Raw genomic sequence first — 13,892 nt, 5'->3', positions numbered from 1 at the left:
CCTATTTGTCCACCTTTGTGAAGCCCACAGGCACTGCGAATTCACTGGCAGCCACCGCCGCTGTCGAAAACTCGCTCGATTCCGTCGTCATTTCCATCAAGTACTTGCTCCCGGCCGGCCCCATCCCAGCCAGAGCTTTTTCGAGCGCAGCCGCGCCGGCTCCGCCCTGTTTCTTCATCGCTTCCAGTTGCGCTCGCGCCGCCTGCATCTGGGCTTGCATTTGTTTTGACTTCTCATCGTCACCCGACTTCATCCGCAGGATCGTGAGTACAGGCACACCGTTGATCTTTGCCGACTGGCGCTGCACTTCGAGCATCGCCTTCTGCATATTCGCGTTACCGCTCGCCGCGGCGCTACGTTCCGCAATCTTCATTCCAATGGCCTTCAACTCATTGGCGCCAGGGATCTCCGAAGAAACCCACATCTCCATCTCCATGTTCATCGGAACCTGCCCGGTGAGGGTCATATTCAGAATCACTTGCCGGCAATCGTAGGCCCCGATCTTCTTTTTCTGGCCAGTCTCTTTTACATCCACTTTGATGTCCGTGCCAGTCTTCTCAAGCGTGGCGGCAGCCTGCGACAGCGGCACAACGCGATAGGTCTTCTCGGCGGGCCGGATGGTCGTGGTGGTTTGCGCATCGAGATCGGTGATCGTGATGATCGAGCCCGCATCGAGCTTCATTTTGTTGCCCTTGATCAGGTGCTTGGTCACGTTACCGCTGCCCGGACCGCTTTTGATCGTCGACAGGTAGCGAAAGTCGGCGTACGCCACAGAGCATAGGCTGAGGGCCAAGCTGGCAATTGCAATTTTCTTCACTTGGAACTCCTAAATCTCGCCAACAGACCGCTCAATGAGACTGCGCGCCACGGATTGGATGCCGGTGTGTTCCATATAGCTGGTGCTGATATCGAGGAAGGCGGCGAGCAGATCGAGCTTGCCTTCGCTGAACTCAAAGACACCGCGCATCTGATCCAGCACACGATCGAGAGTGATCCCGCGAGCAGCCGCGAACCCACCCACATAGTCATTCATCGCGCTCAGTCCTTGATTGACAAACTGGAAGGTTGCATCGGTGGACGCTCCGCCCGGCAGCAAGCTGTGAATCCGCTGAAAGAGCGCATTGCCCTGCAGATCAGAGGGAGTCCAAGAAGACACCGCATCGATCAACTTCACCCCATAATTCGGACCGAGTGGGATCAAACCATCAAAGACCACGATCCCAGATAGGCGGATGAGATTCTCTTTCTCGTAAGACGAGACAGCACCCATGAAGTCGCGAATCCCATCACCGGGAAACCCATTGGCGTAGCAGAAGGCCACCATCTCAGCGACCAGCTTCAGCCCCAGGTCAACGGTCTGCGCCTTGTCTTCTTTCGGCGTCAGCTTGCTGAGAAAGCTGAGAATGCCCACCTTTTCGCCAAGCATATGCGCCATCGAGGCGAGCCCGATCTTGCCGCCCGCGCTATCGACCATCTGATAAATCGAGACCGCGCGCTGGTAGCCCTGGGAGGGATCGTTGTAGAGAGTCAGCGCACGCGCCCGGATCTGGGCTACGATTGCCGGGTCCTGCTCGCCGGTCACGTAGCGAATCGTGTTGTCAAAGCCGGTGATGTTCTGCCACTCTCCCGGCGCGATGAAGTCGAGTAGCCCAAGCGCCCGCACGGTCATTCCTGAGGTAGGCAGCTTGTCTACCAGAACGTCGATACTGTCACTCATTACTGCAAATCTCCGAGTTTGAATTTGGCAATCCAGGCTTCGCGGTCATTGGCGCGGAAGGATGGATCGAGCGAACGCACCTGCACCTGATAACGTCCCGCCACTAAAATGGCCGTCCCCATGGAACCCACCGCAGCAGCCGGTTGGCCAGCAATCTTCTGTGTTGTGTTGTTGAACTTGTCGCGAGCACTGGGGTTCGCTTGCGTGTCGGAGACGGAGAGTTGCGCGAGCTTTTTGCCGTTCTTCAAAAGATCAGCCTGCGCATAGCCCTCTTTCTCCTGTGTGAACTGCACCTCAAAGCCCTCGGCGGAAGAGGGGAAGAGCTTATTAAACGTCTTGCCCGCCACCGGTTTTGCAGGCGTCGCAACGGCGGGAGCGCTACTGGGAACAGGAGCGTCTTTCGACTTGAAAGCCCAGTAAAGACCGGCAACCAGGATCAGGACCAGCAGGATTTTCTTCATGACTTCGCCAGTAGCGTCCTATTATCCTGTCACAAGCTTGGCGGCTCCGCTGTATACTGAGCATCTGGACCTGAAAGAGATGTTTCCTTCCGAATACCGCCTAGGAGATACGGTTGACGATTTTTGCGTCAAGTGTAAGCGGCTCACGAATCACAACATAGTGTCACTGCGCGATGCGCAGCCAGCAAAGGTGCGGTGCTGCACTTGCTATAGCGATCATGAATATCTCAAAGAGATCGCTCCCCCACCCAAACCGCGGAAGGTGCCCACACCTCCCCCGGCTCCCGATACAGCCACTTAACTCTTGCGTAGTTCCTTTGCGAGTTGACCGACAATCTCGTCGCGATCCGCGCTATTGAGATCTTTCTCCAGACGGCTCAACGCCAGACCAACCACGTCACGATGATGCAGGCGGCTCCCAAACTGTTCGTCGCCGGACAGTTTGAGCCAAATCTCATGTAGCAAATCGAGATCTTCCGGCCAAAGGCGCGGCGGGTGCGGCCCCAGATTGACGAAAACGCTGGAACGGCCTTCCGCAATGATCTCGAGCGAAAACGGATGCCGTGGCTCGTCTAACTTCTCCCAGGCCAAGCCAATGCGTCGCGCGAGTTCTTCGCTGGCCATCTTCGGACTGACGCCAGATACCAGCCGGGAAGCTTTCAGCTTGTTCGCCGTCTGCACCATCGCGTCAAAGGGATCCACTGCGGGAACCACAAGAAGGTCCACCGGCTTGCCTTCTTTCTCTGCCACCTGCACAACGTGCGAAAAAAGTTCCTGCTCGTAGCTGGTGAAGAGTTGTTCGTCGGCAAGATCATGTTCGCCTGTGCCGACAGCAACAGGACGGACCGTCATCACCACGATGTCGTGACGGCGGAGATTCGTTTTCTCGAGCACCTTACGCAAGTGGCCCATCTGCTTCCAACCGCGCACAGCCACCAGCACGCAGCCAGGACGCGCTTCAAGACAATCTGCGGTAACTTCCACCTGATGTTCAAGATTGAACTGCTCCAGCCCCTTCTCCTTACGCTTCTGTTTCTGGCGATTCACATATTCGCTCACGCTGAACAGGATGAACAGAACGATGGTGAACGTGATTCCGTAGACGGTAGCGACTTTCTTCGAGACCAAATTCGCGATCGCAATCAGCAACAGCGAAAAGGTCATCGTCGCAAGTCCGAACGGGATCTCGCGTCCAGCAATGTGGAAGTTGAAGGGGAACTTGTACTCCTGGTCGTGGCGCTGGAAACGCAAGGCCAGCACACCGAGAGCTTTCATAAAGAAGCTCCAGACCACACCGAAGGCATACGCTTCGCCAAGCAGATAGACGTCCCCGCGCGACCCGAGAATGGTGAGCAGTTGCAGGATCGTAATCAGATGAATGATCCGGGCGCTGGTGCCGTACTTCGCATGCGGCTTGCGAAACCACTTCAGAAGTACGCCATCCTCGGCAACTCGATTCAACACGCCGTTGGCCCCAATGATCGAGGTATTGACGGCGCCGCTGAGGATGAGCGTACCGACAATGACAACAAACAGATGGAAGCCGTATTTCAGCAGGGCGTTGCCATCGAGACTCTCCACCATTCCGCCAATCAGATTGTCGTAATAGCGGGGCCGGACCGAATCTGGAATGATCATCACGGCAAGCATCGAGATGAGTCCGGTCGACATCACGGCATAGAAGCAGACAATGTTGCCCGTGATCTTCAGATTTTTCATCTTCGGATAGGCAATTTCGCGATACACCTGGGCGAGAGTCTCAAAACCACTCATCGCCAACAAGCTATGGCCAAAGGCAATCAACAGACCGACGCCCGCAATAGAGGGCCAAAAGGTGCCCTCAAACCAGCCTAGAGATTCCGGGGTGAACCGTAAGTTCTCGAGCGTGGGGGAAGGCGGAAGAGGTGCGCCCCCTCGCACAATCAAGGTGTAGGCGCTCCAGCCGAGCAGCAGCACTACCATCACGGTAGTGATCTGCATAATGCGCAATGCCTTTTGGGAGCTTTCGTGGATTCCCTTCAGGTTGCTGTACCAGAAGTAGAGCGTCACAGCGACACCGAAGCTGGCTGCAAAGGTTGCGGGATCAATGTGATAGGGCTGATGCAGCTTGGCTAAAGTCTCGTTGATGAGATGGCCAAGGTATTGCCCTGCCGATACGGATGAAATGGGTCCAGTAAGGATGTAATCGACAATCAGCGCACTCACACTGATCTTGGCCATCATCGGGCCCATCGCGTCCCGGACCACAACATAGACGCCCCCGCGGACGAACATGCTACAGCTCTCCATGTACACGCTGCGCACGGCAAAGCTGTACAGCATGACCGCAAGGATGAACCAGGGAGCGGTCTTGCCGATGGCCTGCTCCGTGATGCCACCGATGTAGAACATCGTCGAAGCCATATCACTGAGCACGATTGCCGCACCGCGCCAGAAACTGATAAAGGAGAGCGCAACCGTCGTAGCGACGACTACCTTCGTGGTTGTGGAAGCATGACCCGCACTAGAACTGCCGGGATTGGCGGAAGAACCACCGAGAGGGGAACTGGACATAGTTTGCGAAGGCCTAAAAGCAAACGCACTTCTTATTCTAGGCTGAATTGAGTGGACACGAAATCCAAAGCCCGCGAGATTGTTGTGCGCCTTCGCCAAGAAGGCTATGCGGCCTACTGGGTGGGCGGTTGCGTGCGCGATCCGTTGCTTGGCCTCGAGCCTCAGGATTACGACGTCGCGACCTCCGCCCGCCCGCAGCAGGTCATCGAGCTCTTCCCTGGCGCTGACGCGGTGGGCGCCAGCTTCGGAGTGGTGCTGACAGACGGGATCGAGGTGGCCACTTTTCGGTCAGAGGCCGCATACCAGGATGGCCGTCATCCAGACCAGGTGCGCTATGAGACCGATCCGAAGCTCGACGCCGCCCGTCGCGATTTCACCATCAATGCCATCTTCTATGACCCCTTGACAGATGGCTATCTTGATTTCTTCGGCGGCCGCGCCGACATTGAGGCCCACCTCATTCGTGCCGTCGGTGTGGCCGGGGAGCGCTTCCGCGAGGACCACCTGCGGCTGCTTCGCGCCATTCGCTTCGCAACACGCTTCGCCTTTACCGTCGAAGCAGTCACATGGCAGGCCATCCTCCAGAATGCCAGCCAAATTCAACTTATCTCCGCCGAACGCATCCAGGAAGAACTCAATCGGATGTTCACGGGACCGGATCCTGATCGCGCGCTCCTCCTGCTCCGGGAGAGCGGCCTGCTGCGAGCCATTGTGCCGGAGTGCCGGCTGGAACGCTTTCCTGTGCCCCACCCTTCGCTTCCCCTCGCCTGGGCCGCACTGCTGCAAAGCTGTGCCGAACCTCGAAACATTCTGAATGCTTTACGGTTTTCGAATGACAGCAAGAAGACCATCCTCGCGATCCTCGCCAGTCAACCCCGCATTGCGACAGCACGCGATCTGCCAACCGCCGCCTTCAAGAAGCTAATCCGGCAGCCCAATTTCGCCGATCACCTGCGGCTCTATGGCCCCCATGAGATCGAAGATCGCATCGCCAATACCGGCGATCTCTTCCCTGCCCCACTCTTGAACGGCGCAGATCTGCTTGCCCTCGGCCTTCCCGCAGGTCCACGGTTCAAGCACTTGCTCAACGAGCTCGAAGATGCCCAACTCGCGGGCACAGTAACGTCGCGCGAAGAAGCTATTGCCTTTGTCTTAGCGCGCTGGTAATGTCCATCGCGTGAACGCTCAATCCGCCGTCCACTGGAATCACAGCGCCCGTCAGATAGCTCGCACAAGGCAGGCACAGGAAGGTGGCGACACTGGCGATCTCCTCGGGCCGGGCCATGCGGCCTAAGGGCGTCCGCTCGGAGACGACAGCCATCGCGGCCTCACTGTCCTGGATGGTCTGTGTCAATGCCGTAGCCACCCAAGCCGGGGCGACAGTGTTCACCCGAATCCCATCGCTCGCCCACTCCACGGCCAGATAGCGGCCCAGATGAGCCACTGCCGCTTTGCTCATTGCATAGGCAGCGCTCGAACCCACCGACATTGATCCTGCAATACTGCCGATGTTGACGATTGAGGCGCGCCCGCTCGCCTTCAGACGGGGATGCAGAAGACGGGAAAGCTCGAACATGCTCGTTGCATTTGTACTTTGGATCTTCTCGAATTCTTCCAGTGTGTACTCAACCGTGGGCTTCCGGTAATTCATGCCGACGTTGTTCACAAGAATCTCGATACCGTCCCAATCCTGTGGAATCGCTGCCAGTACCGCATCTCTTCCGGCAACCGTCGATACGTCCGCGGCAACATCGATCACCCCCGGCCGCGCCGATGGCAACTCCAATGAGGCACTGACGACGCGCGCGCCCAACGCCGATAACTGCTCAACGATCGCGGCGCCAATGCCACGCGAGCCGCCGCTGACCACCGCGCGGCAATTCTCAAGACTCCAACCCTGTAGGACCTTCACCGCTCTCTAATGTACAAGAATGAAAGGAGTGTCCGTCCGCATTCCAAGTGACATCACGCAAATGCTAGCCTCCTGGTCCAACGGCGATCCGGCAGCATTGCCTCAGTTGGCCGAGGCGCTTTATCAGGACCTGCGCCGCATTGCGATTTCCATTCTGCGCCGGGAAAGCCCGAACATCACGCTGCAAGCCACCTCCCTGGTGCACGAGTTGTATGTCAAGCTCAACACCCAGGACCGCGCCCACTTCGAATCGCGCGGGCATTTTTTTGCCATTGCGGCACGGCTCATGCGGCACATTATTGTCGATCATGCGCGGCATCGCAATGCAGCCAAACGCGGGGGCGGACAGTTGCCGAATGAACTCGCAGACAATCTGGCAACGCCCGAAATGTCCCTCGACTACCTCGCGCTTGACAAAGCGCTGCACGAGCTCCAGGCAATCGACGCACGCAAGGGGCAAGTAGTGGAGCTGAAGTTTTTCCTTGGCTTGTCGATTCCCGAGATCGCTGCCTTCCTCAACATCTCCGATTCCACGGTGGAACGCGAGTGGGCCTTGTCCCGCGCCTGGCTGCGCAAGACGATGCGCGGTCTATAGCTCACGCGCAAAGAACGCCCAGGCATCCTCCTGCATTCCGGCCGAAAAGCGATGGGGCGTCGCATAGATGCGGCACAGTTGCTTCTTCTCGACACCTGCCTTGCGATAAATCGCCCCGATCTTTTCGTGTGCGGCGCGAATTCCCGTTTGCTCAAATAAACGGTCCTGATCACCGGAAATCGTCATCAGCGCACGAGGCGCCACCAGGGCCGCCTGATCGGGCAGATCCATCCTCCGGTAAAGTCCACCCAGGAAGAAGGAATCGCCGACACTCCAACGGACATTCTTCGGAATCTGATACGGCAGGCTGGCAATCCAGTTCGCATTGACGGCCGCTTTGATGCGCGAATCCAAGGCCGCCAGGCTAAAGCTGCGATACCCACCCACCGAATGCCCCACGGCTCCGATCCGCCGCGCGTCCACCTCAGGGCGCGTCACCAGATAGTCGATGGTGCGGCGATCATCCCACAACATCCGCAAAGCCCAAGACCTACCGGCCGTCTGGTAGCTGCGCGCCACGACGTCTTCATTCTCGCTGCTGCGCCGGTTGTAATCCTGAATCGCGCGATCGCTCAAACTCCGTTCCCGATTCTTCAGTTCGGGAGCATCTGCGTCCAATTGCATTCTGCGATCTCCCCAGAAGAAAGCATCGATCGAGATCACAACATAGCCTCTCCGGCACAACTCGCGCGCGATCGCCTTGCCGTCATAGCTGTTCTGGCGAAAGGCTGTCAGATTCGGATGCTCTTGAGGCAGATCCAGCAGCTTCTCTTTGCCCCAAAGATAGTAGCCACCGTGGTCATGGAGCGCGACAACAGCGGGCGCCGGCAACTTCGCGTTCTTGGGAACCAGAAGATAGGCCGGCACGCGAAGCTGCGCCGTCGTATGGAAAGACAACAGTTCCTCGAAGTGATCTCCCCGATCGCGGCGTTCGAGAACTTTCGCGTCCGGAGCCACTTCTAACGGCGGCTCGCCCAAGACTTCACGGACAAGCCATTGCATTTGTTTCTGCCACTCCGGCAGCTTTCGGAACCGTGGTTGCAAGAAAGAATCACGAAAGTCCGGCGCGTTTGCATCCAATCGAATCGCTTCGCAGAGTGTGCCGATATCGCTCCCTTTACATCCAGGAGGTGGTCCAATCTGAGCAGCAAACAGCGCCTTTGCCAATACGCGTCTTGTCATCAATGGAGTTGAGACTAACATGCGGCTTAGGGCTTTGGAGCCGTGCGTTTCTCGATATCCGCAAGCAGTTCCCGCGACTCCCGCACCAGCCGCGACTCCGAAGGAAACAGCTTTTCACGAACTTGATTCGACGCCCGTGCCAACGGCCCAGCCTCGTCAAAATTTCCAACGGTCGCCAAACAACGCGCTACGGAATGCTGCGTTGCCGCCAGTTGCGCCGGGGAGGTCGCGTTCGGCTGGCTCCGGTAGGCAAGCGCTTCACGTAACTTTGCCAAGCCCGCTTCGGTGCGTCCGGAATCGCATTCGATCCGGCCATAGTGATACAGCATGTACGCCACACCTTCGCTGGCCCGCGGCCAGGACCGCAACGCGAGTTGCAACGCTTCATCCGCATCCTGATAAGCCAGGTCCCATTGGTGCAAGCCTCGCCGTTGCGAGGCGCGCGCGATCACAAACGCGGCCAGGTCGGCATGTTGCGACCCGGCCCGCTTGCGAAAAAAGTCGATGGCTTCTGTTTCAATCGCCGCGGCCCGGGCATAATCCCCGGCTTCTGAATAGTGTCCCGCCAGCATATGGATGCAACTCGCCAAAGACAAGGGGGGACGCGCCTGTTGCCGCAAGATCGCAGCGCCTCGCTCCAGAGCATCCCGCCGTTTTTCGGGCTGCTTCAACAAACTGTAAGTGCGGCCCACCACACAGTAGGCACTCCCGACATCCAGATGATTGGCCGGCTTGGCCGCGCGGATGCGCGCAAGAGATTCTTCCCCCAGCACCACTGCTTCCTGAGGGCGGCCCCACTCACTCAGACTCCCGGCAAGCACCAGGCTGAGCTCATCCAGATCATCCTGCACCCGCGGCGCGTGGCGCAGAATCTCGATCGCGGCGCGCATCTCCGTCTCTGCTTCTTTCTGATGAAAGGCCATCGCATGCGCCAGCCCCAACTCTTTGCGTGCGAGCCCAGTCTCGACAGCTCGCTCGCCATACAGACCTCGCGAAATCCGGACAGCATCCGTTGCTTCCCGAATCGCCTTCTCTTGCAGACCAAGACCGCGATAGCTGCTCGCCAGCACTTGCTTTAAGGCAGCTTCGGTTTCTGAAGAACCCGTCCAGCGGGATCGGAGTTGTTCCGACGCATCGTCCAGTACATCGGCAACCTTCAGGTCGGCACCCCGTTCCGGATTCGCCTTTGCCAAAAGGTCAATCACAAAGGAACTCACGGCCTCAGCCTTGGCCCGCTCCCGCACCGCAACTTGGGCCTGCCAGATCGAGACGCCAGCGGCCACCAGCACCGCGAGCAGCGCCAGGCTCGCGGCAAGAACGGCACGGCGATGGCGCATGACAAATTTTCCAACGCGATAGCGCAAGCTGTCTTCATGAGCCAGCACAGGCTCGCCGGCAAGATAACGCCGCAGGTCCACAGCGATTTCGGCGGCGGCTGGATAGCGGTTCTCCGCTTGCGTTTCTTTGGCATGCGACGCAATTTTTTGCAGGTCGCGCGGCGCATTGGAACCAATCAACTCCTGCAGCATCACGCCCAACGAATAGATATCCGAGAGCGTAGAGACCGGCTCGCCACACAACTGCTCCGGGCTGGCATAACGGGGCGTCATCGGCACCACCTGCGTCACGGTATCCATCGAATCCGTATCGAGCAACAACTTCGCAATACCGAAATCGAGCAGCTTCACGATGCCCTCGGCGTTCACCATGACGTTGCCGGGCTTCAGATCCCGATGGATGATCAAGCGCTGGTGCGCATAGTGCACTGCATCGCAGACGCTAGCAAAGAGCCGCAGCTTGGCATCGAGCGGAATATCTTTTGCATAGTCGCTCAATACCTTCCCGTCGATAAATTCCATGACGAGGTATGGTGAGCCTTGCGCGGTCACGCCACCATCCAGAAGCCGCGTGATGTTGGGATGCTCCAAGGCAGCAAGAATCTGCCGCTCCTTCTGAAAACGCCTGGCCAGGCTCGCCCCACCACCACTCATCAACTTGAGTGCCACCTGCTTATGAAACACCTCGTCCGCGCGTTCGGCAAGAAACACGGCCCCCATCCCGCCGCTGCCAATCTTGCGGATCAGCCGGTAGGCGCCAATCCGCTGCCCATCCACCGGCTCGTGCTCCGTCTCAAAGAATGCCGCAACGCCAAACGGATTGTCCAGACCATCCTGCGCCAGATCAGCCTCGAGCAGGAGCTGCACTTCATGAGCAAGTTCCTCATCACTGCCACTTTCGGCCTGCAAATACTGCGGTCGTTCCGTGAGAGGCAGCGCCCTCGCACCGTGAAAAATCGCCTCGACTTTGCGCCAGCGTTCTACGTTCACTGTCCAAGACTCACTAGATTGGCCACTAGCCGAATCGCTCCCGGCACAGCAAAGGGCAACTGGCGGTACCAGGCCATCGAACAATAAACATACTGCCCTTTGCCATGCTTGGCCACAAGCCAGACACCTCGCTGCGGATCCTGGCCCTGATCGTGCATTGCAACCAGCGGCTTCCACTCCGGCGCCCAGCTTGAAAAGAACTTCGACCCACGCTGCTCCACCCAGCCATCGAAGTCTGCGGGGACGATGCGATTCGGGGTCTGGAACACAGGATCGTCCACTGCAAGAATCGTCACTGGCGCATCTTCTTCGCTCGTCTCTTCGGCTCCACGTCCCTGTGTGTAAGGAAAGGGTGCGTAGTTCTGATCGTATTCCTGCGTTTGGTATTGCACGATGAGGGTCCCTCCCTGCTTCACATAATCAAGCAAACGTCCGTTGTGACGCTTCACATCTTCTCGCACCGCATAAGCACGGATGCCAATCCAAATCGAAGAATACGAACTCAGATCGCCGTGCTCCAACTCCGATTCCCCCAGCATCTCGACCTTCACCCCAAGCTGCCGCAGACCTTGCGCGACCTCGTCGCCGCTCCCCATCAAATAGCCCACACGAAGACCCGGCGCCACCTTGACATCCACTTTTCGTAGCAGATGCGTGGCGGGCTCGCTTCGGTAAAGAACACCGATGCCCGGCTGCGTCACTGGCAGGAAGCTGACGGTGTAATCTTGACTACCGATGCGCGCCAGGGCGCGGACTATCGTCTCCGTCTCCCGGGGGGCGCTCAGACGAAAGCGTAACTTCGCTTCCTCGCCTTCTTTGCTGAGGGTGAAGTTCTGATCGGCTGCACCATCCACGTGGACAGTCCCTTGCTGCGGCAACTTCGTCAGATTGCGAATCGTCAAGCCTACCTCGTAGTGACTCTGACCGGAGGGAACAATGCCATAGGCGCTATCGAACTGCATGCTGACGGCTGGGCCAATCACCGGCGCCAGATCTTCCTCAACCCGGTGCTCCGTGCCACGATAGCGGAAGGAAGCCGAGACCCGGATCGTCCAGTCCGGCGCTGTGGGCAACGGCTCATAGCGCGAAGCGCGCGGACTGCTCCTTCGCAACGGGAATGCCCGAAACGGCGCACTGGGCGGCACTTGCAAGGTCCGAACATCTTCCGATGCAGTAGCCCCTGCGACGCGATAGCGGATCTCTTCCACGGGTTCCGCTCCTCTCACATGCAGCTTCAGATTGGTTTGGACCCGCTGCCCAGGCTGTAAGACCGGGCCCGCATCTACCTTCGCTTCCAACTCGATGCCCAGCGCCTGCACGAGTGCATGCGAGATCTCGTTGCGTAACTCCGGCAGGGATGGAGACAATTGCGCCAGCAGGGGCGCACTTCGCTCGGGATGGAGAGCATCGAAATCCCGCAGCAGCTGCGCGAAGCGGGGGTCCCGCGGACGAAGTGGCAAACGGTCCAATAGACTGTCTTCCTGCTCCGGGGTTCCCACCCGCGAACCTTCGAGCTTCAGATAAGACCACACCGGCCCGAGCGGCGCGACGCGCGCATTCATCCCCTGGCTGCGGTGCATCCGGTACCCCTCGCGGCCAATCTGCGCATAGCTGCGGCCGAGCATCGGATCATATTGCCCGGTGTTGATCTTCAACGTAACGGGCTCCCCATCCCGCCAATTACTCGTGTAGAGTTTCTGTACTCCAGGCAGGTCGCGAAACGCCAAGCGCGCCATGCGACCGGCAGTCTGGTGATGGCCATGCCCATCGCGTACGCTGTCATTAAAGCGGCTGATGATGAGATGAGGTCTTACGGCCTTTGCAATCTCCAGTACCTCAGCAAGCAACTCCTCCTCTTTCCATTGCCGCAGAGCTTCCCCGATATTTTTAGAGAAACCGTAGTCGAAGGCTCGTGTGTAGCGAACATCGACACCGTAGTACTGGGCCGCCGCTCGCATCTCCAATGTGCGCAGAGCCCCCAGGGACTCGAAGAAGTCTGCGCTGATCACATTCGCCCCACTTTCGCCTCGCGTCAGAATCAGCATGGTGACGTGAGCCCCCACACCACGGCTGAGATAGGTGAGAAGGGCGGGATCTTCATCATCTGGATGCGCAGTCACATACAGGACGCGTGCTTCTGTGTTCAAACGCTTCAGACTTTGCCAAAGTCCAGCCGCTCCTCGATCCTCCGCTAGCGACTCTGCGCCACAAGCACTCGCGAGGAACAGAAATGCGCAAAGAATAGCCCTCATGTCCTGCCATGTTAACTTTGAATCAGTTTCATGCATATCCCGGACGGAATCCTATCCGCCCCCATCCTGACTGGATTTGGCGTGGCGAGCGCTGTCACCGTTGCCTACTCCGCCAAGCGCGCAGAGGCCAGCACTGGTGCGAATCGCATCCCTCTTCTGGGCGTGCTCGGAGCCTTTGTTTTCGCCGCTCAGATGGTGAATGTTCCTGTCGGTCCGGGTGTGAGTGGCCATCTGCTGGGTGGCGCACTGCTGGCAGCCACCATTGGCCCCTGGGCCGCCACCATCACAATGACTGCGATCCTGCTGGTGCAGTCGCTAGTATTCCAGGACGGCGGCATTCTGGCTCTCGCTTGTAACGTCTTCAACATGGGCGTGCTCGGTGTCTGGGCCGCCTATCTGCCCTACCAATCACTCTTGAAGATGGGAAGGCCAAGAACCGGACTCTTCCTGGGCGCCCTGTTATCCGTACTGCTCTCCGCAGTGCTGGCGCTCGCGCAGGTCTCCTGGTCCAGCGGTGTCATGACACAGAATCTCTGGGTCATCTGTATCGGACTTTTCACCATCACCGGCCTGATGGAAGCGGCCATTAGCGTTGCCGCCTGGGAAGCAATTGAACGGCTGGAAGGCCGCCGTGCCGCAGGCGCCCCGATGGGCTCTCGGATCTGGATCCTTGCCGCCAGCATTGTGGTTGCACTTGCCGGAATCTACCTTGCCTCGCAGGCTCCCGACGTACTCGAATACTTCCAGGAACACGGTGGCATTGCCGCGATCGATACCAGTTCGGAATGGCTCCGGAATTCTGCTGCTGGCTTTGCCGCCTTACTGGTGCTCTACGCACTGAGCCTGCTGGTCTCGAAAGTCATTCCGCGCCGGCAGCAGCCCCAGTAGAACGC

General features: G+C 58.4%; 11 protein-coding genes. 3 read left to right on the top strand and 8 right to left on the bottom strand.

All coding sequences use genetic code 11. The features are described 5' to 3' along the window. Nucleotide 1 precedes the first annotated feature (1 nt). From M017_RS0115320 to M017_RS0115305, 4 genes are all read right to left on the bottom strand, one after another. Complete coding sequence (locus tag M017_RS0115320; RefSeq protein WP_031499007.1) at nt 2–817, bottom strand: DUF4412 domain-containing protein; 816 nt, start codon at nt 815–817, stop codon at nt 2–4. 9 nt (nt 818–826) lie between these two features. Further along, entirely contained in the window at nt 827–1,717 is an 891-nt protein-coding gene (locus M017_RS0115315) for a hypothetical protein (protein ID WP_031499006.1), read from the bottom strand. Next, on the bottom strand, nt 1,717–2,178 hold the full coding sequence (locus tag M017_RS0115310; RefSeq protein ID WP_031499005.1) for a hypothetical protein: 462 nt from the start codon (nt 2,176–2,178) through the stop codon (nt 1,717–1,719). Before M017_RS0115310 ends, M017_RS0115315 begins: the two co-directional genes overlap by 1 nt. Nucleotides 2,179–2,475: 297 nt before the next feature. Then, entirely contained in the window at nt 2,476–4,731 is a 2,256-nt protein-coding gene (locus tag M017_RS0115305) for an amino acid permease (protein WP_031499004.1), read from the bottom strand. A gap of 51 nt (nt 4,732–4,782) precedes the next feature. On the opposite strand from M017_RS0115305, the gene M017_RS0115300 reads away from it, so the two are divergent. Then, on the top strand, nt 4,783–5,898 hold the full coding sequence (locus M017_RS0115300) for a CCA tRNA nucleotidyltransferase (protein WP_031499003.1): 1,116 nt from the start codon (nt 4,783–4,785) through the stop codon (nt 5,896–5,898). Here the strand turns inward: M017_RS0115300 and M017_RS0115295 are convergent. Further along, complete coding sequence (locus M017_RS0115295) at nt 5,870–6,643, bottom strand: SDR family oxidoreductase (protein ID WP_080507816.1); 774 nt, start codon at nt 6,641–6,643, stop codon at nt 5,870–5,872. The genes M017_RS0115300 and M017_RS0115295 overlap by 29 nt on opposite strands. A 28-nt stretch (nt 6,644–6,671) precedes the next feature. On the opposite strand from M017_RS0115295, the gene M017_RS0115290 reads away from it, so the two are divergent. Continuing rightward, nucleotides 6,672–7,238: a sigma-70 family RNA polymerase sigma factor gene (locus M017_RS0115290; protein WP_162179938.1), complete on the top strand. Its 567-nt coding sequence runs from the start codon at nt 6,672–6,674 to the stop codon at nt 7,236–7,238. Here M017_RS0115290 and M017_RS0115285 read toward each other — a convergent pair. Genes M017_RS0115285 through M017_RS0115275 form a run of 3 tightly spaced genes read right to left on the bottom strand, consistent with a single transcriptional unit; the run spans nt 7,233 to nt 12,894 of the window. Beyond that, nucleotides 7,233–8,420, bottom strand: a complete 1,188-nt coding sequence (locus M017_RS0115285) for a dienelactone hydrolase family protein (RefSeq protein WP_272945393.1) — start codon at nt 8,418–8,420, stop codon at nt 7,233–7,235. The two genes, M017_RS0115290 and M017_RS0115285, sit on opposite strands and share 6 nt — an antisense overlap. A 26-nt stretch (nt 8,421–8,446) precedes the next feature. Then, on the bottom strand, nt 8,447–10,747 hold the full coding sequence (locus M017_RS0115280) for a serine/threonine-protein kinase (RefSeq protein WP_031498999.1): 2,301 nt from the start codon (nt 10,745–10,747) through the stop codon (nt 8,447–8,449). Beyond that, entirely contained in the window at nt 10,744–12,894 is a 2,151-nt protein-coding gene (locus tag M017_RS0115275; protein WP_031498998.1) for a PIG-L deacetylase family protein, read from the bottom strand. Before M017_RS0115275 ends, M017_RS0115280 begins: the two co-directional genes overlap by 4 nt. Before the next feature lie 135 nt (nt 12,895–13,029). Between M017_RS0115275 and M017_RS0115270 the strand changes: the two genes are divergently transcribed. Continuing rightward, nucleotides 13,030–13,887, top strand: a complete 858-nt coding sequence (locus M017_RS0115270) for an energy-coupling factor ABC transporter permease (RefSeq protein WP_051670154.1) — start codon at nt 13,030–13,032, stop codon at nt 13,885–13,887. Nucleotides 13,888–13,892 lie beyond the last annotated feature (5 nt).

Source organism: Bryobacter aggregatus MPL3 (assembly GCF_000702445.1).
Lineage (GTDB): Bacteria > Acidobacteriota > Terriglobia > Bryobacterales > Bryobacteraceae > Bryobacter > Bryobacter aggregatus.
This window is presented reverse-complemented; position numbering and strand designations above follow the sequence as displayed.

Excerpts from the sequence above, each read along its gene's own strand:
- M017_RS0115315 (WP_031499006.1), bottom strand. The coding sequence starts at position 1,717 with ATGAGTGACAGTATCGACGTTCTGGTAGACAAGCTGCCTACCTCAGGA.
- M017_RS0115310 (WP_031499005.1), bottom strand. The coding sequence starts at position 2,178 with ATGAAGAAAATCCTGCTGGTCCTGATCCTGGTTGCCGGTCTTTACTGG.
- M017_RS0115305 (WP_031499004.1), bottom strand. The coding sequence starts at position 4,731 with ATGTCCAGTTCCCCTCTCGGTGGTTCTTCCGCCAATCCCGGCAGTTCT.
- M017_RS0115285 (WP_272945393.1), bottom strand. The coding sequence starts at position 8,420 with ATGACAAGACGCGTATTGGCAAAGGCGCTGTTTGCTGCTCAGATTGGA.
- M017_RS0115270 (WP_051670154.1), top strand. The coding sequence starts at position 13,030 with ATGCATATCCCGGACGGAATCCTATCCGCCCCCATCCTGACTGGATTT.